Origin of the sequence: Streptomyces sp. NBC_01788 (assembly GCF_035917575.1) — a bacterium.
Classification (GTDB): domain Bacteria; phylum Actinomycetota; class Actinomycetes; order Streptomycetales; family Streptomycetaceae; genus Streptomyces.
In genome coordinates, this window is record NZ_CP109090.1 from 344,143 (window position 1) to 362,397 (window position 18,255).

Sequence of the window (18,255 nt, forward strand, 5' to 3'; positions counted from 1 at the left end):
GCAGGCCGGTCCCCCTTCGAACTTTCAGGAGCCGTCCATGGACGCCGGCCATGAAGCCGCCCTCGGCCTGCACCAGATCGAGGGCTACCTCCATCAGGAGGCCAACCGCCTTGAGGCGCACCGCAAGGCGCGGGACTTCGCCTGGGAACTGCCCGGCCTCACCACGGACCGACGTCTCATGATCGAGGAGGCGTACGCCCGCGATCAGGTGGAGAACGCCCGCCGGGTCACCCACCACATCGCGCAACGCATACAGCAGATCGAGACCCGCTACGCGGCACGCCACCGCCGCTTCACGCGGGAGGCGGCCATCGCCATGGCCGTGGTCACCCTCGGGCTCATCGGGCTGTGCATCGCGGTGATCCTCGGCTCGGCGGCGGGAGCTCCCTGACGTCACCCGGCCGGTCCGTCAACCAGCCTCTGCCTCCAGGAACACCAGGATCTTGCGCAGGGCGTCCGCCACCTCCGCGCGTTCCTCGGTCTCCAGGACGGAGAGCACGTCCCGTTCCAGGGTGAAGTGCCGTTCCACCGCGCGGTCGAAACTCGCCCGGCCCTCCTCCGACAGACGGACCAGAGTGCTTCTGCCGTCGACGGGGGAGGGACCGCGCTCGATCCAGCCTTCCCGCTCCAGCCGGTTGAGCCTGCCCGTGAGGCCGGCGGAGGACACGATCAGCGCCTGACGCAGCTGCCCGGGCGTCAGCGAGTAGGGAGGGCCGCCGCGGCGCAGTGCCTGCAGCAGGTCGAAGTCCCCGACGTTGGCGATGGGCATGCCGCCCTGGCGGCGCAGCCCCGACGCGAACAGGTCTTCCAGCAGCCGAGCCGCACGCAGCAGGCGGGCGATGACCTCGCTGGACGACACGTCCAGTTCGGGCCATTCGCTGCACCACTCGGCCAGCATCGCGTCCACGCTGTCGCTGTCGCCGCCGGCTTCGATCTCCTCGTCCTCACCCATCGCGGGCCCAGCCTATCGGCAGCACCACCGAGCGCCGTCCTCACCGGGGCGCACCCTGCAGAACGCCACGACTGGAACGGCCCGGCTCGCCCCGCTCACCTGTGAACAGACCCGCACGGCGTACCTGTCCGCGATGCGGCGGGTCAGCTGTCCGGGGCTGTCTGGACCAAGGAGTCGTGCAAGGTCGACAGCTCGGTGGACAGGAAGGACGGCACCTCTCCGAGCGGTGCCGGGGCGGTCCCTGCACGGATCGCGCCGGCAAGAGCCGCGAGCGCTCGGTGCAGCTGATCGTCGCCGTGGGCACTGAACAGCGGGCGGGAAGCCCCGCGTGCCGCCTCACTGCCGCTGCCGGCCTGCTCCAGCGCCCAGCAGGCGGCGAGTACCCGGTAGGCCAGCCGTTGGGTGGCGACCACTGTGGGCCACATCAGCTCCGCGTCACCGCGCCGGACGGCCGAGGAGTTGACGCTCGCGTCGTAGGCCTGGAGTACGCCGATGGCCCGCATCTGAAGATCGCGTCGGGCCGCCCAGGCACCCGGGGTGGTGACCGCTCCGTCGGCCAGATGGTCCGATACGGCGCCGACTGCTTCCAGGGTGCGATCGATCGTCGCCGGGATGCGTGCCGCGGCCCCGGCTCGCATCGTCACCAGGAACACCGCGAGTGCCACGGCGCAGCCGATGGCGGTGTCGACGCCGCGGGCGAGCAGCAGTCCCCCCAGCCCGGAAACACGCTGTCCGCCGCTCACGATGGTCAGCGCGACGGTGGTGATGAAGACGACGGCCAGGGCGTAGTTGCGCACCACGATCATCTCGATGGAGAACTGCAGCAGCACGACGGTCAGCGCGAGCCACAGGCCGGTGGGATGCGCGGTGAGCACGCCCAGTGCGAGGATCAGCCCGACCCAGGTGCCGACCAGACGCTCCAGACCGCGCTGCATGGTGCGGACCCAGTCGAAGCCCTGGTGCAGCATCAGCACCGCGGCTGCGATGGCCCAGTAGGCGTGGTCCAGACTGAGGGCGGCTCCGATCATTCCGGCCACCAGGGCCGCGGCGCCGACCCGCAGGGTGACGAGGAGCTGTTCCGACCCGGCCGTGACCGCTTGCCGCACCAGGCCGACCGGCCCGGGGCCGCCGTGCGGGAGTTCCTCCTCGCGGGCCGCGGCATCAGCCGGGGAAGGGTGCTGGGCCTGAGCGGCGAGTCGTCGTGCGTGGTCGGGTACGGCGTGGTCCAGGGGTGCGTCGCGGGCTGCGGCCCGCATGGCCTCGGCGAAGATCAGATGCAGTTCGCGGTTGAGTCGGCGCAGCCTGTGCAACGTGCTGTCGGGGGTGGTGCGGATCGGCTGGTAGCTGACCAGCGCCGCCCATGACTCGTGCATCGCCAGGGCGGCCCAGTGCCGGGCGGTGTCCTGCCGGGGTGTGCCCACCGCCTCGGCGAACCGCGCCACCGCGTCACCGGCGGCCGCGACCGCGGACTTCTCCGGACCCCGAGGCCACAGCAGAGCGCCGGACATGTGGACCAGCCAGGCGAAGCCACCGCCCCCCAGCACCAGCAGGCCGGTGTGCAACGGGCCCAGGTGTTCCGCGTGCATCGAGGTGCCGGCGGCACAGGCGAGGGCGACCATGTAGGCCCCCGGTGGACCGACGGCCAGGGCGTTGCACAGCAGGGTCGCCACCATCGCGATGAGGGCGACCACGAGCACACCGACCCACACGACAGCGGCAGCCCATATGCCCATCCCGACCGCGAACGCCAGGGACACCGCGATGAGCGCGAGCCTGCCTGCACGACAGAGGTAGGGCAGGGCGCTGCCGTACAACGCGGTGAAACCACCGATCGTCGCCACGAGACCGGCCGCAGTGTCGCCGGCGGCCCAGCCGATCACGACCGGCACACCCATGCACAGCCCCGCGCGTGCCGCGAACGGCCACCGCCGCCTCGCGTCACGCAGCGCGAACAGGGGGCGGATCCCGATCGGGCCCGGCCCCGGCGCGGGCGGGATCGGCGCGAGTGGCGCTGCCGGTCCTTGAGGCATGTTTCCAGCGCAGCACGGACAGCGTCCCGACGCTCGCCCTGCGCCCTTGCGCCCTTGGGCCCTGGGGCACTGGGGCACTGGGCATTCCGTCCTGTGATCGACCTGGCTCTGGCGGAGGCGGGGAAGAGGGCCGATGCGGCGACGGAGCGTTGCCGTGCCGGTGAGCAGGGTCAGCCGGCTCGCACGAGGCATACCGCATGCGCCACGAACTTCTGCCGTCTCCACTGAGCAACATGAGGCCGACCGGGTGACGATGGACGTGTACTGACGTCACCACGCTGCTCCCAAGAGGAGGTAGGTGTCATGACATCTCCTTCCGGTGCCACATCTCCTTCCGATTCCCCGGGCCCTGGCCCCGTTCCCCCGCGCAGCACCGAGCCAGAAGCGCGAGGCACCGAGCCACAGGCGCGCGGCACCGAGCCGCAAGAAAGTCCGCTGGCCGAAGGCATGACGGCCCTGGCGAACATGGGCTGGCAGATCATGCTCACCATGGGCCTTGCCACCATCGCCCTGGGCGTCGTCGCCCTGGTCTGGCCGGGCGCGACGCTGCGGGTCGCCGGCGTGCTCTTCGGCATCTACTTGCTGGTCACCGGTGTCTTCCAGCTGGCCGGCGCCTTCGGCACGCACGTGCCCCGGCATCTTCGCGTACTGCATTTCATCACCGGTGCGGTCGCCATTCTGCTGGGGCTGATCTCCTTCAAGGGCACCCTGGAGTCGATCCTGCTGCTCGCCCTGTGGATCGGCTTCAGCTGGCTGCTGCGCGGCACCACTGAGACGGCTGCGGCGGCCTCCGCTCCGGAGATGCCGGCGCGCGGCTGGCACGTGGCCTTCGGCGTCATCGGAGCGCTGGCGGGTGTCGTGATGATCATCATGCCGTTCGCCACGATCGCGACGCTGACCCTGGTCGTGGGCGTCATGGCCATAGTTCTGGGCCTGACCGAGGTGATCCGCGCCATCAGGACACGCGTCGAGATCGGCCATCTCGCTGCGGGCACGGCCACCCAGCGGCGGCCTATGTTCCACGCCCGTCCGCACCCCCAGCACTGACCGACGGAGCCAAACCGGTCGGCCTGCCGCGTGAGCGGCGGCCGACCACTGCGGAGCCGCCGCCGAGACCCTCGCCGACGTCCTACCGGCCGACCCCGGTAGCCGCGAACTTGTACGCGGGGCCGCCAGTGCCGTTCCCCAGGGGGTCACCGCCCTGGATCATGAAGCCCTCAATAATCCGGTGGAAGACCGGGCCGTCGTACAGCGACTCCGAGTTCGGCCTGCCCGTGGTGTTGAATATGGCTCCATGACCGAGAGCGGGCGTGCGGCGAGCCGGACGGCGGTGCTGGTCTGCCAGGGGCGAGCGGCCGCGCATGGGAGGGCTGCCACGGACCAGTTCGCGGATCCGGTGGCGGTAGGGCTACTGGGCGTCGCGGAACGCACGACCGTGGACCAGGTACGCGCGAACACTCCGCCGGAGGGTTGGCGGGAGCGCACCGCGTACGAGAGTGTGCGGGCGTGCGCCGAGGTGGTCGTGCCGCGGACGGTCGCGATCGACAGGGCACTGCGCGCCCGTGTGACCGGCCAGCTCGTGATCCTCGGCGCCGGCCTGGATACGCGGGCGTGGCGTCTGCCCGAGCTCGCGCAGACAGATGTGTGGGAGGTCGACCATCCGGCCTCCCAGCAAGACAAGCGCGCCCGCCTCGCCGGGACCGCCCCAGTGCTCCGAGGGCCGGACGAGGGCGAAGTCCACCACGCCGAGCTGCCGGCCACCGCCCGTTCCGTGCGGTTCACGCCCGTCGATTTCGCCGTCGACGATCTCGGTGCGGCGTTGGATGCCGCGGGGCACGACCCGTCCGCGCCGACGACATGGCTGTGGGAGGGCGTCGTCCCGTACCTCACGCGCGACGAGGTGCGCGCCACGGTGGCCGCAGTCGCCGCCCGGACGGTCCCGGGCAGTGCACTCGTCGTCAACTACCAGGCGCCGTCGGCGAGGGTGGCCGCGGGGCGGCTGCTGACACGCGTGCTCGGCGGTTCCGTCACATCGGGCGAACCATGGCGCTCGCTGTGGAAGCCGCAGCGGATGGCCGCACTGCTCGCGGAGTACGGCCTGAGGGTGGTGTCGGACGACAACCTCCTCGCCCTCGCACACACCCTCGGCAGCCCGGCACGCGGGCGGACATCCTTGCGGTCAGGACGCGTAGCCGTCGCGGAGAGCCACTGACGTGGTCCGGTCGCTTCGTTGAAGACGGCGAGGATGCGGGGGTGGTCCGGGTGCTCGTGCAGGTCCGGTGGGACGGGCCCACTGGCGGCCGGTCCGGCTCTGATGCATCATCTCCCGCCTCGCGTAGGCGACTTGGCGGCCACTGGCGTTCTCTCAGTGAACTGACCGTCTGTGGTGCGCCAGCTCACCGATGAGGGCCGCGGCGTGTTCGTCGCCGCCTGCGCACCACCACACGGCCGCGCCCTGATGCGTGGCAGCATGAAGGCCCAGCCGGTGGTCGGAGCAGACCGGCCAGACCTGCCAGGTTTGTTTCATGAGGTCGTCCTGGATGAGATCGGCGACCGCCGTCACCGCACCCGCAGGTGTGTCACCCGTGCATGCGTGCAGTCCCCCGTCGCCGACCAGGAGGCGGCCGTCGGAAAGTTCGATCCCGGCGGACACGGGCGTGAATTCCTCCAGGAGCACCAGCCGCGGTTCGCCGTCGATGCCGGCGGTGGGCAGGTCGCGTGCGACGACGCGGAGTGCCTGCCGCAGGGCCGCGAGTCGCTCAGGGGCCAGGTCGAAGCCGGGATCGAACCCGGTCTTCTCGAGGATCCGCCGGGCGAGGTCGGCCATCTCCGATGCGGGCACCTGTGCGGGGTCGCGTTCCACGACCTCGCGCACGGCCTCCCAGGAGTGGCCCCAGTCCAGCAGTTCGCAGGCCAACTCGACCACATCCTGCGGGGCGAGTCGATGCTCGCGCAGTCCGAGGTGGACGCGCGTGCAGAGGCGATCGATCCGCTGCATGGGGGTCCCCGCATCGGTGACAGGCTCAGTGTCCATGAGATCAGTCTGGTGGCTGCGCCACGGGCACGACCAGGCACCTTTCCTGGGCGGGTGTCAGACTCGGTAGCTGATGCGGCCGTTCGACATGGTGAGCGGGACCGGGGTCTGTGCGAGTTCGTCCGACGGGGTGGTGAGCGGGTCCAGGGCGAAGGCGGTGAGGTCGGCTCGCAGGCTGCGCGCGATGCGTCCGGCGCGGTCGGCTTCGCCTGCCGCGATCGCGGCGTGGGTGGTGTAGCCCTCCAGCGCAATGAGCGGGGTGAGCGCCCGCTCCGGGCAGACGGGCGTGATGTCGGTGCCCGCGTGGCGGCGCAGCTGGGCGTAGGCGAGGTGCTGGCGCACTACGAACAGGCCGTGAAGGTGCTGATCGAGGCCGGCTTCGCGGTTGCGGACGTCATGCCGGTGATCACCGCTCTGGACAACCTGGTCCTGGGCTCGGCGCTGGATCTCGCCGCGCCGGAGAGTATGTGGCGGCCAGCTCCGGACGGTTCGACTCCCCTGCTCCAGCGTGCGCTTGCCGCCGTCGGCAGCGGGCGCCGCGCCGACGCGGCGTTCGATCTGACCCTGGCCGGCTTCCTTGACCATGTCCGCGGCCTCGCGGCGTCCGCGGGTCCCGTCTGAAATCAGTACGGCGCGAGCGAGTAGTAGTACTTCGTTAGGTTGATTTGATCTTGGGTGCCGAGTCCGGCAGGCTGCCCGTGTGGACTTGGGGGAGATCGAGCAGCTCCGGGGTGAGTTGGCCGCGTTCGTGGCCGAGGTGTTCGCGTCGGTGCCGCGCCGGGATCAGCGGGCGAAGGGCGACTGCTACCTGCGCGGGTTGATGCTGGACGGTCGCAGGAAGTCGATCCAGCCGATGGCCGAGCGGCTGCCGGACGGCGATATGCAGGCGTTGCAGCAGTTCGTGAACCAGTCGCCGTGGGACCACGCCGCGGTGTTGCGGGCGGTGGCCGTCAAGACGGTCCCCGTCGTCGATCCCCTGGTGTGGGTGATCGACGACGTGTCGTTCCCCAAGGACGGGAAGATGTCGGCGGGGGTGGCCCGGCAGTGGTGTGGGGCGCTGGGCAAGCAGTCCAACTGCCAGGTCGCGGTCAGCCTGCATGCCGCGTCCGACACCGCCTCCGTGCCGATCTCGTGGCGGCTGTTCCTGCCGCAGGAGTGGCAGGACGCCGCCGGACGCCGGGCCAGGGCGGGGGTGCCCGAGGAGGTGGGGCACCGGGAGAAGTGGCGGCTGGCCCTGGATCTGATCGACGAGGCGATCGGCTGGGACCTCGTCCCGCAGGTGATCGTCGCGGATGCCGGGTACGGGCAGAACACCGCGTTCCGGCAGGCTCTGGCCGACCGCGGACTGGACTTCGTCGTCGCGGTGCGGGCGGACGAATCCGCCCATCCGCACGACGCCGTGCCCACCGCACCGGCCTGGAGCGGGACCGGCCGCAAGCCCGCCCTGCGCTACCGCACCGGAGCGCTCTCGTTGAAGGACCTGGCCGCCGAAACCGGCCGCAAGGCCTACCGGCAGGCGACCTGGCGCACAGGGTCCAAGGGGCCGATGCGCTCGAGATTCCGGGTGCGGATCGTGCGTCCGGCCGGTGTCGCGGCCCGCAGACACGCGATGGCCCGGGCGGGCGGCTCCACCGCCTGGGACGGCGTTCTGCCCCCGGCGACACTGCTGAGTGAATGGCCCGCCGACGAGAAGACACCCACCGAGTACTGGCTGACCAACCTGCCCGCCGACACCCCCCTGCGGCACCTGGCCCGCCTGGCGAAGATGCGCTGGCGGATCGAGCACGACTACCGCGAGATGAAGCACGGCCTGGGCCTGGACCACTTCGAAGGCCGCACCTGGCGCGGCTGGCACCACCACGCCACCCTCGTCACCGCCGCCCACGCCTTCCTCACCCTCCGCCGCCTCGACCCAAAAGCAACAGCGCCGGCCTGACCTTCTACCAGGTCCTCGACACGCTCCAGGACCTCATACGCGCATGGACCGGCACATGCCCCACCTGCCACCGCAGCATCCCCGCTTCAGCTCCGCCAGAACACCACCCACGCCAGCCAACCTAACGAAGTACTAGTAGCAGCGCAGTCGTCAAATCCTCGCCAACATGAGGGAGTTCCGGGTGGTGCCATTGCGTGGCGTCAATGCCCGCCCGGGGGATGGGAGTCGGGCACGCTCTCAGTCACAGTGGACGTACTCGGCCGAGAGGGAAGCCGTGGCGGGGGAAGGAAGACCGATGACGGAACCCGGCCTGTTCGAGCTGGAAGCCGTTGTGGTGGGGCAGCCGAAGCGTTCACGGTGGCGCACATACGTGGGCCCCGCCCTGGCCGTGTCCACCGTGGAGGGGACCCCGCCCGCCTGGGTCGCGTACCCCGACGACACGTACTCCGTCCTCACGAAAACATCCGGCGAGTTCATCGTCGGTATCGAGCAGTTCGGGCCGGTGGAGTTCCGCTTCACCGACGCCGAGGGCCGGGAGGTCGGCACCGCCGGCGCCCGTGGACTCGTCAAGACCCGGCAGCTGAGCCTCCGGACGGAGCAGGGGCGCCGACTCCTTCTGACGCGGCCGGGTCTCCTGCACTCCGAATGGCATCTCACGGAGACCGATCCGGAAGAGAGCCCGGCGCCGGAGATCTTCGGCCGGGTCACGGTGAGCACCATCGACTCGTGGATCGGGTTGCAGCAGTACGTGGTCGAGATGGACCCTCGCCTGGACGCCTCCGAACGGCGGACCGTCGTCGCCTCGGTCGTCTGCCTGCACCTGCTCCGCCGGCCTCCGGGTGGCAGCGCCACGCCGGCGTGAGAGGGGCCCTGGTGCTGTGTCCGGGACGGTTCGTGGATGTCCTGTTGACCACGGCGCCGACCCCGAAACCGGTGCGTCGCCCTGATCATGCAGCGCCTGGCCGACGCCGCCGCCCCGGGAGACCTCCGTAAGGGCAGCTCGTGAGCTGATTTCGAACCTTCTCAGTCGAACTGGTCCTGGTTCGTGAGTTGTTGGGCAGCGCCTGCCATTTCGGCGGTGAGGGCCCAGCGCTCGTGGTCTCTCCATTCGCCATTGATGAACTGGAAGGCGGTCGAGTAGCCCTCGCGCCGGAAACCCAGCCGTTGGATCAGCTTCAGGGAGGCAGTGTTGTCGGGCTGGACGTTCGCCTCGAGCCGGTGCAGCCCAAGTTCGCCGAAGGCGTGCTGGATGATGAGCCTCACTCCTTCGGTCATGTAGCCGCGACCGGTCGTGGAGGCGTATGCGGTGTAGCCCAGGGTTCCGTTCTGGAGGGCGCCTCGGACAATGTTGTTGATGTTGGCGCCGCCGACGATTGCGCCGGTGCTGCGACGGCAGATCACGAAGCCTACGTGCGTGGGCTGTTCCAACCGCTTGAGGTAGGCGTCGAACGCTTCCTCCGTGTGGTCGCGGGCGCCCAGCCAGCGGTGGAGCATGTCGGCGCTGTCCTGAGCCAGCGCTGTCAACTCGTCGTAGTCCTGGCGACGGACGTGGCGAACAGCCACTCGCGGCCCTTGCAGGAGGTGGCTGGTGGCTGGCATCCAGCGATTTTATGCAATCGACTTCTTCGACGCGCCGCTGCCTCGGGCCTGAACGACCGGAGTGACACGGGTGGGCGAGCTGTCCGTCGCCGTCTCCCCGTCATGTGCCGGCCACCGGTGGCGCCCGAGCTACTGCATATGATGCGCAGGTGCGTTCCTACTGCATCAGAGCTGCCACGGCCGCCGACCTCGACGAGGCGCGGGCCGTGATGCTGGACACCGTCTATCGCGACTTCGACACCGGGTACGTGCCGCGATGGCATGCCGACATCATCGACCCGGGGTCCTTCTATCTCGCCCCACCCCGGCACACCCTGCTGGTCGCGGTGGACGAGCGGGACGGGACGGTGGCCGGCACGGCCGCGCTCGACGCGCGCGGCCCCGAGTGTCCGCCGAACCCCCAGTGGCTGGCCGAGCGTTATCCGTCGGGCGAGACCGCTCAGCTGCGACGGGTCTACGTGCGCCCGGAACACCGCCGACGCGGACTGGCCCGGCAACTGGTGGAGGGGCTGCTGGAGTTCGCCCGGACGGACGGCCGATACCGCGCCGTGTACCTGCACACGTACCCGCACTCACCCGGCGCCATGGGCCTGTGGCAGACGCTGGGCAAGGTCATGTGCGACGAGCGGGAGGACGTGCCCGGCGGCGGCAGCGGCGTCGTGCACTTCGAGATCCCCCTCAGGTAAACGAACATGATATTCATATTGACGTGGATCGGCGTCAGTCGAAAAGTCCGGCTCCCAGGAACAGACAGAACCAGGAACATGAGACCTCCCCGCCCACGGCTGATGGCCGGACTGCTGCTCGCCCCGCTGCTCTCCGGCTGCTTCTCCTCCTCCAGCGACGACTCGTCCTCGGACTCCTCCGGCTCCGGCAAGGGGGGACGTCTCCGCGTCGCTCTCGCCTTCCCGCCGGCGGAGAACTACTCCCCGTACGGCCAGGACGCCTTCGACCTCTCGCGGCTCGGTGTCACCGAGGGGCTGACCAGGCTGGACGCCAACGGCGCCGCCGTGCCCGCGCTCGCCGAGTCGTGGAGCAGCGACAAGAGCGGCAGGAGCTGGGTGTTCACGCTGCGGGGCGACGCGAAGTTCCAGGACGGCACCGACGTCACCGCCGAGGCCGTCGCCTCCGCCCTCGCCCGCGCCGCCGAGGCCGACCCGGCCCCGTCAGCCGTCTCCGGCGTCAAGCTGACCGCCAGGGCCGTCGGCGACGGCCGGGTCGAGGTCAGCACCGCGGAGGCCGATCCGGTACTGCCGCTGCGGCTCAGCAACCCGAGCCTCGCGGTGTTCTCCTCGAAGGCATACGGCAAGGACGGCAAGGTGAACCCGGTCGGCACCGCCACCGGTCCCTTCGAGCTCACCAGGATCACCGGAAGCACGACGGCCGCCCTGGACCGCTTCGACGATTACTGGGGCGGCCGCGCCCAGGCCTCCGGCATCGACGCGAAGTTCGTCTCCGACGGCACCGCCCGCGCCAACGCACTGCGCACCGGCGACGTGGACATCGCCGAGGCGATCCCCGTCGCGCAGGTGACCACTCTGGACAAGGACACCATTCACGAGGTCAACACCGCCCGGAACACGAGCCTTTACCTCAACACCCGGACGGGCGTCTTCAAGGACGCGGGGCTGCGGGCCGCCGCACGCGAGGCGATCGACACCGACGCGATCGCCAGGGGCGTGTACGAGGGATACGCCGAGCCCGCCCAGGGTCTCTACGGCCCGGCCCTGACCTGGGCGGCCGGGAAGCGCACCGTGCCGGCCGGCCGGGCGAAGGCCGAAGGCCCCAAGGGCAAGAGCGTCACCGTCGCCACCTACAACGACCGGCCCGAGCTGCCCGAGGCCGCCCAGGTACTCCAGCAGCAGCTGAAGAAGGCCGGGTTCACGGTGAAGCTGGAGGTGCGCGCCTACGCGCGGCTCGAAAGCGACCTGCTGGCGGGGAAGTTCGACGCGTCCGTCGTCTCCCGCAACATGATGCTCGACACCGGTGACCCGGTCACCGTCCTGGCCGGCGACTTCAGCTGCGACGGCTCGTACAACCTGTCACTCCTGTGCGACAAGAACGTGGACAGGCTGATCACCGCCGCGCAGACCGAGTCCGACCCGGCCGAGCGGCAGAACGCGGCGATGAGGACGGAGGCCGCGATCCTCGGCACGGACGCGGTGATCCCGCTGGTGCACCTGAAGGTCGTCACGGGCGTCGGCACCTCCGTCAAGGGTGCCCTGCTCGACCCGTACGAACGTGATTTCGTCGGCACCGGGACCCGGCTCTGAAGTCCGCGACCGCACCCCGCGGAGACCGAGTCACCGCCGCCCTGCGCACGCTCGCGCGGGGCGGCGGCCTCACACTGCTGTGGCGAACCGTACTCACGGCCGGCGTGGTGTGCGCGATCGGCCTGCTGCCGTGGCTCTCGCGCACCGATCCCGCCCTGACCGTGCTCAAGGCCCGCTCGGCCGAGCGGGACCCGACCCCCGAGACACTGCGTGCCGTCCGGGACGGACTCGGCCTGGGCGACGGCCCCCTGGCGCTGCTCGGACGCTGGCTGGGCGGGCTGCTGCGCGCGGACGCCGGCCGCTCCTGGGTGTCGGACACCGAGGTGCTGCCGGCCGTTCTCCAGGCTCTCGGAGCGTCCCTGCTGCTGATGGCCGGCGCCGTCGTCGTCGCCGTCGCCACGGTGGCGGTCGTCTGCGCACGCACACTCCGGCAGGGCGCGCGGAGACAGCTCGGCGGGCGCGGACCCGGCGGTACCGGCTCCGCGATGCTGGCCGCACTGCCCGAGTTCCTCATCGCCTCCGTACTGGCCTCCGTCATCGGCGTACAGCTCGGCTGGCTGCCCGCGCTCGGCTGGCACGGCCCTCAGTGGATGCTGCTGCCCTCGCTCGCCCTCGGCCTGCCCGCGGGTGCGGTCCTCGGGCGGATGCTGGACGACCTGCTGCCCGGCGCCTTCGCCGAACCGTGGGCGCCGGCCGCCGCCGCGCGCGGGGTGCCGCCGAAATCCGTGGCCCGGCAGGCGCTGCGCCGCTGTGCGCCCGCGCTCCTGCCCAACCTGGGGCTGTTCGTGGTCGGCCTGACCGGCGGATCGGTCGCCGTCGAGCAGATCTTCGACATTCCCGGACTCGGACGGCTCACCCTGCGGGCCGCCCTCGCCCAGGATCTGCCCGTACTGCAGACCGGCACGCTCATGCTCATGGCCCTCGCGGCCGCGGCCGCTCTCCTGGCACGGATGGGGGCGCGGCGGCTGATCGGGCCCGCGCTGCGCGACGGCGCCCTGCACTCCCTGCACCGGCCCGGCCCGCCCGCGCCGCGCGTCGTGCCCCTCGTGTACGGGCTGCTGCTCGCCGCCGTGATCGCTCTCGGCCTGCCCCGCGACCCGCTCGCCCTGGACACCACCGCCCGCCTCCGGGCCCTGTCCGCCGCGCACCCGTTCGGCACGGACGCCCTCGGCCGGGACGTGCTGGCCCGTATCGCGCACGGCGCGCTGAGCACGCTCGGCGTCGCCCTCGCCGTGAGTGCCGCCGCCCTGGTGGGCGGCGTACTGCTCGGCCTGCTGCCCCGGTTGTCCGGGCCGCTGGTCGACACCGTCAACTCGGTACCGTCCGTACTGGCAGCCCTCCTCGTCACCGGCATCGCGGGCAGCGGACCGTGGACACCGGCGCTGGCCGTGGCCGTCGTCGCCTGGTCGCCGCTGGCCACGCACACCTCCGCCCTCCTGCGGCAGGAGCGCGCGACCCTTCACCTGACCGCGACCCGCGCGCTCGGCGCAGGTCCGGGGTACCTGTTCTGGCACGAACTGGTGCCCGCCGTCCTGCCGCCCGTCGTCCGCCACGCCCTGCTCAGGCTGCCCGGAATCGCCCTGAGCCTCGCCGCGCTCGCCTTCCTGGGCCTGGGCTCCCAGCCGCCCTCCCCCGAGTGGGGCCTGTTGCTCGCCGAGAACCAGCCCTACGCCGAACGCGCGCCGTGGGCGGTCCTGGCGCCCGCCGCCGTGCTCGCCCTGCTCGGCGCGCTGGCCGTCACGGCGGCGGGCGGGGTACGGCTGCCCCGGCCCGTACGGAGGCCGAAACAGCCGGCCCCGCGGGCCGCCGGGACCGAACCGGCCGCACCGCGGGCCGAGCCGACCACTGTCCTGACCTCCTCCCGCGCCGACATCCCCTGACGGACTTGACCTCTTGGTGGCCGACGTGTTCTCCCGCCTCCTGACCAAGCGCCCCAGCACCGGCCGCAGGCCGCCGCACGAGCGCGCCCGGAAGCGTCTCTCGCCACTGCTGCGGCTGCTGATACTGACCCAACTCGCCTTCAACATCGGCTTCTTCGCCGTGCTGCCGTTTCTCGCCGACCATCTCGGCACAGCCATCGGCATGGCGGGCTGGACGGTCGGCTTCGTGCTGGGCCTCAGAACCTTCAGCCAGCAGGGACTGTTCGTGGTCGGAGGGCGGCTCGCCGACCGGCACGGCGTGCGGCCGGTCGTCCTGGCGGGCTGCGTGCTACGGATCGCCGGGTTCGTCTGGCTGGGGTTCGCCGAGAAGACCTGGGCGGTGATCGGCGCGGTGCTGCTGATCGGCTTCGCCGCCGCACTGTTCTCCCCGGCCGTGGAGTCGGAGGTGGCGCGGCAGGCGGTGGCGTGGGAAGACCAGGGCAACGGCTCCCGCACCAGGGTCCTGGCCCTGTTCTCCGCCGCGGGCCAGGCCGGTGCCTTCGTCGGTCCGTTGCTCGGCGGCGTGCTGCTCGCCGTGGACTTCCGCACGGCCTGCCTCGCCGGCGCCGGGGTCTTCGTGCTCGTCCTCGCGGGTCACGCATGGCTGATGCCGCGACACATCCCCGGCCGAGTGCGGTCGCGGGAGGGGGGCGGAGTAGGCGAGTTGCTGCGCCACCGCCGCTTCCTGGCGCTGTGCTGCGCGTACGGGAGCTACCTGCTCGCCTACAACCAGCTCTACCTCGCCCTGCCGGACGAGGTGGAGCGAGCGACGGGTTCACAGGCCCCGCTGTCCTGGCTGTTCGCCCTGTCGTCCCTGCTGGTCGTCATCGCGCAGCTCCCGCTCACCGGGTGGGCGAGCGACCGGCTCGGCCTGCGCCGTTCCATGGCCGCCGGGCTGCTGCTGGTCGCTGCCGGGTTCGCGGTCGTGGCGGCGGCGCGCCCGGCGGGCTGGACGGGCCTCGTGGGTCTGCTGCCGGCCGCCGGGTACGTCGTCCTGCTCACCCTCGGCCAGATGCTGATCGTGCCCGCCGCCCGCGCGTGGGTGCCCGACCTCGCCGAGGAGGGGCGCATCGGCCTCTACACGGGGGCGCTGTCCTCCGTCTCCGGCCTGATCGTGCTCATCGGCAGCTCGGCCACCGGATCCCTGCTCGACATGGGGCTTTCGCCCGCCGTGCCGTGGCTGGTCCTCGCCGCCGTGCCGGCACTGGCCGTGGCACTGCTGCCGCGCGGGCCGGAGCCCGCGCGGGTCCGATGACGACGGCCAGGATCCGCTCATCCCCGGCACGGTCGAGCTGAGCCGGACGAGCCAAGTGCTACGGCAGCGTCGCCGTACTGGAGGCCGGGGCCACCGACGCCCCTGAAGCGCCTACGGGCAAGCCGCCCACGCCGCCGAGGATGCCGCCGTCAGGCGGGGCGCGCCGGGCTGCCCCGAGTGCGTGTCATGTCGGCCCCTCCTCCCGGAACCGGGCGATCCATTCCGACGTGGCTCCGATCCCGCCGAAGGTGTAGAAGTGCACCTTCACCACCCCGTGGCGCCCGGCGTCGTAGCTCTCGGCCAGGGCACGCAGGAAGCGGTCGGGGCCGGCCGTGCCCATGAGGTTGGTCAGGGAGAAGCCGTACTTCTTGGTGATGGAGGCGCTGGTGCCGACGCCGAAGCGGGCGGCGTACGTGATGAGTCGCTTGATGCCGGCCGGTCCGGGCACACCGATGCGGATCGGCAGGCCGACGCCTCGCGTGCGTGTCCCCTCCAGCCAGGCCAGCACGGGGTCGACGTCGAAGCCGAACTGCGTGATGACGTCGCCCGCCAACCGCTGTGCTCCCAGCGCCGCGTGCTTGTCCGCCATAGCGGACCACAGCACGTGGTCCGCTATGGCCGGGTGGCCTTCCGGGTAGCCGCTGATCCCGGCGTGGCGCACCCCGTAGTGCTGGAGCAGTCCGGTGCGGATGACGGCCAGGGCGTCCTCGTAGGGGCCTTCGGCACGGACGGGGTCCCCGCCGACGACGAACACGTTCTCCACGGTTCCGTCGTCCCGCAGACCGGCCAGGAACCGTTCCAGATCGGTCCGTGACCTCAGGCGGCGGGCGGAGATGTGCGGTACCGGAACGAAGCCGAGCCGCTTGACCGCGCGGGCGGCCGCCAGACGCGTCGGCAGGTCCTCGTGGGCGAGGAACGTGATGTTGATGCGGGTGCCCGGCGGGATCGAGGGGTGGGCTTCCTCCAGTTTCGGGATGTCCTTGCCCGTCATCTCGAGGGAGAAGTCCTCCAGCAGCGATGTGCCCACCGCCGCCAAAGCCGTGGATCCGGGATTCATGGTGCTCCTCGCGGCAGGTTGGCGTCAGGCGTCGCGACGGTGGAGGGTGCGCGCGTGCCGGTTGAACGGCGCGGGCCGGCCGGTGGCGCGGATGCGGGGGAACCCGAGGTCCGCGTCCGGGGATGTGCCCGGTCCGGTGCCCACCGGGCCGATCATCGCAGACGACATGACCCGGTACCGCACGCCGGGTCAAGGGCCCCGAACCGGTCCCGGCCCGTCGTGGGGACCAATGGCCCCTGGCGCCTCCCCCTTGCCAGGGCTTTCCATGGAAGCGGCGGCACCTCTCCGCGCCACCGCAGGGAGGAGGCGACGGCGATGTCCGTTCCCGCACCAGCGAGGAACAACGACCGGGCCGTACCGGGCACCGGCTCCGTAACGACCGGAGGCGGCCATGTCCCGGCCCGGTGACCGCCGGCCGATCGTCGTGGGCGTCGATCCTGATCCGGCCCACCGGACGGCAGTGGCCTGGGCGGCCGACGAGGCCGTCCGCCGGGGACTGCCGTTGCGTCCGGTGCATGTCGAGGGCGTGCCGACCGGGGGCTACCGGCGGCACGAGGTCCCGGCGTCGTGGGAGAAGTGGAACGAGTCGCTGCACACGGCCGGGAGGCAAGTGCTCGGTGAGGCCACGGACTTCGTCGCGGCCCGGTACCCGCGGCTGGAGGTGGAAGCTCTGCTGGCGGAGGGCGACCCGGTGTGGGTGCTGCGCGAGCAGAGCCGCGACGCCACCGCCCTCGTGCTGGGATCACGGCATCTGAGCCGGAGGCAGGAGGTGTTCGGCTCCGCGTCGGTCGCCCTCCCGGTGATGGCTCATACGCACTGTCCTCTGGTGGTCGTCCCCGAGCCGGAACACATCCCCGAGGACCCCGGGTACTACGTCGTCGGCGTGGACGGCAGCGAACACTCCACCGCCGCGGTCGACTTGGCGTTCGAGGAGGCCGCCCTGCGCGGCGCCGGGCTGCGGGCCGTGCTGGCCTGGGAGCCGGGGCCGCTGAGGATCTTCGACGAGCACGAGCCGCAGCAGGAGTGCCGCCGGCTGCTCTCCGAGATCGTGGCGGGCCGGCACGCCCGTTTCCCCGAGGTGGAGCTGCGCCACGAAGTGGTCGTCGGACATCCGGTCCAGGTGCTCACGGAGGCCTCGTCGCACGCGCTGGGCCTGGTGGTGGGGACCCGGGGGCGGGGAGGCTTCGCGGGCATGCTGCTGGGCTCGGTCAGCCAAGGCGTGCTCCACCACGCCGGCTGCCCTGTCATCGCCGTCCCGGCACGCGGCTGAGCAGGCCGGATCACCGCGGACACCGGCTTCGGCACGGCATGGCACGGCCGGCAGCTGCTGGGGGTGACAGCTCATCAGCCCGCGCACGCGCCCGTGATCACCCTGACCGCCACCAGCACGGCACTGTCGCCGAACTGCCAGACCGGCGTGACATGGCTGAAGCCCGCCTGGTGCAGCAGCTCGGTATGGCGACCCATCGTCAGGTGGCCGCCGCCCCCACTGACGCCATGGGCCGGCCGACGCCGCTCGCGCTCCTCGAACAGGTCACCCAGTTCCGGTTCCCGGGCCGCCGCGTCCCACCAGGACCGCCAGTCCTCCTGGGGGTGGCCGCCCGTCCGTTCCGCCCGTCGGCGGGCCACGTACGCGGTGATGTCCGAGCACGGTGCTCCGTCCGGCGGGAAGTGGTCGCCGTTGACGAGGACACCGCCGGGGCGCAGCAGTGCGGCGAGACAGCGGTATGTGCGCAGCAGCACCGGTTCGGGGAGGTAGTGCAGGGCGGTCGTCGAGACGGCGGCGTCCAGGGGGCGTTCCAGCCCGAGGGCGTCGGCCCAGCCTTCCTCCCCGATGACCGTGTCGACAAAGCGGGCGGCGTCGGCGTGATGGGTTCGTCCCAGTTCCAGCAGCAGGGGGTCCATGTCGGCGGCGACGATCTCCGCGTCCGGAAGGCGGTCGGAGAGGCGAGCGGCCAGGGAGCCGGGGCCGCAGCCGAGGTCGAGCAGGAGCGGGCGGGGCCGGCCGGCCGTGACGTGCTCGACGACATCCGCGATCACGGTGAACCGCTCCTCGCGGTCCAGCGCGTACCGCTCCTGCTGCCGTTCCCAGCGCTCGACCCACGCCTTGGCCGTCGCCATGCTCACGCCCATGCCGTGCGCCACCTCTTCCGTCTCTCACCTGCCCGTGGACATCACGAATCTACAGGTGGAAACGGTT

General features: G+C 71.5%; 19 protein-coding genes and 1 pseudogene. 11 read left to right on the top strand and 9 right to left on the bottom strand.

The window, feature by feature from the left end; translation table 11 throughout:
- Window positions 1-37 precede the first annotated feature (37 nt).
- Window positions 38-391: a hypothetical protein gene (locus OIE49_RS01715; protein WP_326800722.1), complete on the top strand. Its 354-nt coding sequence runs from the start codon at window positions 38-40 to the stop codon at window positions 389-391.
- A gap of 18 nt (window positions 392-409) precedes the next feature.
- Here the strand turns inward: OIE49_RS01715 and OIE49_RS01720 are convergent, their stop codons facing one another.
- Both OIE49_RS01720 and OIE49_RS01725 read right to left on the bottom strand, forming a co-directional pair.
- On the bottom strand, window positions 410-952 hold the full coding sequence (locus OIE49_RS01720; RefSeq protein ID WP_326800723.1) for a MarR family winged helix-turn-helix transcriptional regulator: 543 nt from the start codon (window positions 950-952) through the stop codon (window positions 410-412).
- A gap of 143 nt (window positions 953-1,095) precedes the next feature.
- Window positions 1,096-2,847: an FUSC family protein gene (locus tag OIE49_RS01725; RefSeq protein ID WP_326800724.1), complete on the bottom strand. Its 1,752-nt coding sequence runs from the start codon at window positions 2,845-2,847 to the stop codon at window positions 1,096-1,098.
- A 438-nt stretch (window positions 2,848-3,285) separates the two neighbouring features.
- Between OIE49_RS01725 and OIE49_RS01730 the strand changes: the two genes are divergently transcribed.
- Window positions 3,286-4,029, top strand: a complete 744-nt coding sequence (locus OIE49_RS01730) for an HdeD family acid-resistance protein (RefSeq protein WP_442812194.1) — start codon at window positions 3,286-3,288, stop codon at window positions 4,027-4,029.
- Between the two features lie 103 nt (window positions 4,030-4,132).
- Here OIE49_RS01730 and OIE49_RS01735 read toward each other — a convergent pair.
- Window positions 4,133-4,237, bottom strand: a pseudogene (locus OIE49_RS01735) (peptidylprolyl isomerase); the annotation flags it as partial.
- Window positions 4,238-4,276: 39 nt separating this feature from the next.
- On the opposite strand from OIE49_RS01735, the gene OIE49_RS01740 reads away from it, so the two are divergent.
- Entirely contained in the window at window positions 4,277-5,194 is a 918-nt protein-coding gene (locus OIE49_RS01740) for a class I SAM-dependent methyltransferase (RefSeq protein WP_326800726.1), read from the top strand.
- Window positions 5,195-5,347: 153 nt separating this feature from the next.
- On the opposite strand, the gene OIE49_RS01745 is transcribed toward OIE49_RS01740, so the two are convergent.
- Window positions 5,348-6,016 carry a hypothetical protein gene (locus OIE49_RS01745; RefSeq protein WP_326800727.1) on the bottom strand — a complete coding sequence of 223 codons (669 nt, stop codon included), beginning with the start codon at window positions 6,014-6,016 and terminating at the stop codon, window positions 5,348-5,350.
- 57 nt (window positions 6,017-6,073) lie between these two features.
- Complete coding sequence (locus OIE49_RS01750; protein WP_401739633.1) at window positions 6,074-6,358, bottom strand: amidohydrolase family protein; 285 nt, start codon at window positions 6,356-6,358, stop codon at window positions 6,074-6,076.
- A gap of 12 nt (window positions 6,359-6,370) precedes the next feature.
- On the opposite strand from OIE49_RS01750, the gene OIE49_RS01755 reads away from it, so the two are divergent.
- The 3 genes from OIE49_RS01755 (at window position 6,371) to OIE49_RS01765 (ending at window position 8,814) form a co-directional block, all read left to right on the top strand.
- Window positions 6,371-6,637, top strand: a complete 267-nt coding sequence (locus OIE49_RS01755; RefSeq protein WP_326800728.1) for a hypothetical protein — start codon at window positions 6,371-6,373, stop codon at window positions 6,635-6,637.
- A gap of 79 nt (window positions 6,638-6,716) precedes the next feature.
- The gene (locus OIE49_RS01760) at window positions 6,717-7,952 is read left to right on the top strand and encodes an IS701 family transposase (RefSeq protein ID WP_326800729.1); all 1,236 of its coding nucleotides are present in this window, start codon (window positions 6,717-6,719) and stop codon (window positions 7,950-7,952) included.
- A gap of 295 nt (window positions 7,953-8,247) precedes the next feature.
- The gene (locus OIE49_RS01765) at window positions 8,248-8,814 is read left to right on the top strand and encodes a hypothetical protein (protein ID WP_326800730.1); all 567 of its coding nucleotides are present in this window, start codon (window positions 8,248-8,250) and stop codon (window positions 8,812-8,814) included.
- Between the two features lie 161 nt (window positions 8,815-8,975).
- On the opposite strand, the gene OIE49_RS01770 is transcribed toward OIE49_RS01765, so the two are convergent.
- Window positions 8,976-9,551, bottom strand: a complete 576-nt coding sequence (locus OIE49_RS01770; RefSeq protein ID WP_326800731.1) for a GNAT family N-acetyltransferase — start codon at window positions 9,549-9,551, stop codon at window positions 8,976-8,978.
- A 149-nt stretch (window positions 9,552-9,700) separates the two neighbouring features.
- On the opposite strand from OIE49_RS01770, the gene OIE49_RS01775 reads away from it, so the two are divergent.
- The 4 genes from OIE49_RS01775 (at window position 9,701) to OIE49_RS01790 (ending at window position 14,998) form a co-directional block, all read left to right on the top strand.
- Entirely contained in the window at window positions 9,701-10,237 is a 537-nt protein-coding gene (locus tag OIE49_RS01775) for a GNAT family N-acetyltransferase (RefSeq protein ID WP_326800732.1), read from the top strand.
- Between the two features lie 78 nt (window positions 10,238-10,315).
- Window positions 10,316-11,824 carry an ABC transporter substrate-binding protein gene (locus tag OIE49_RS01780; RefSeq protein ID WP_326800733.1) on the top strand — a complete coding sequence of 503 codons (1,509 nt, stop codon included), beginning with the start codon at window positions 10,316-10,318 and terminating at the stop codon, window positions 11,822-11,824.
- Window positions 11,825-11,928: 104 nt separating this feature from the next.
- Window positions 11,929-13,704 carry an ABC transporter permease subunit gene (locus tag OIE49_RS01785; protein ID WP_326800734.1) on the top strand — a complete coding sequence of 592 codons (1,776 nt, stop codon included), beginning with the start codon at window positions 11,929-11,931 and terminating at the stop codon, window positions 13,702-13,704.
- Between the two features lie 40 nt (window positions 13,705-13,744).
- Complete coding sequence (locus OIE49_RS01790) at window positions 13,745-14,998, top strand: MDR family MFS transporter (protein WP_326806109.1); 1,254 nt, start codon at window positions 13,745-13,747, stop codon at window positions 14,996-14,998.
- Between the two features lie 184 nt (window positions 14,999-15,182).
- Here the strand turns inward: OIE49_RS01790 and OIE49_RS01795 are convergent, their stop codons facing one another.
- Window positions 15,183-16,055: a methylenetetrahydrofolate reductase gene (locus OIE49_RS01795; RefSeq protein ID WP_326800735.1), complete on the bottom strand. Its 873-nt coding sequence runs from the start codon at window positions 16,053-16,055 to the stop codon at window positions 15,183-15,185.
- 24 nt (window positions 16,056-16,079) lie between these two features.
- Window positions 16,080-16,223 carry a hypothetical protein gene (locus OIE49_RS01800; protein ID WP_326800736.1) on the bottom strand — a complete coding sequence of 48 codons (144 nt, stop codon included), beginning with the start codon at window positions 16,221-16,223 and terminating at the stop codon, window positions 16,080-16,082.
- 223 nt (window positions 16,224-16,446) lie between these two features.
- Here OIE49_RS01800 and OIE49_RS01805 point away from each other — a divergent pair, with 223 nt between their 5' ends.
- Window positions 16,447-17,325 (top strand): universal stress protein, encoded by an 879-nt coding sequence (locus OIE49_RS01805; RefSeq protein WP_326800737.1) that lies wholly within the window; start codon window positions 16,447-16,449, stop codon window positions 17,323-17,325.
- Between the two features lie 74 nt (window positions 17,326-17,399).
- Here OIE49_RS01805 and OIE49_RS01810 read toward each other — a convergent pair whose 3' ends face one another.
- Window positions 17,400-18,188 (bottom strand): class I SAM-dependent methyltransferase, encoded by a 789-nt coding sequence (locus OIE49_RS01810; protein WP_326800738.1) that lies wholly within the window; start codon window positions 18,186-18,188, stop codon window positions 17,400-17,402.
- Window positions 18,189-18,255: the final 67 nt, after the last annotated feature.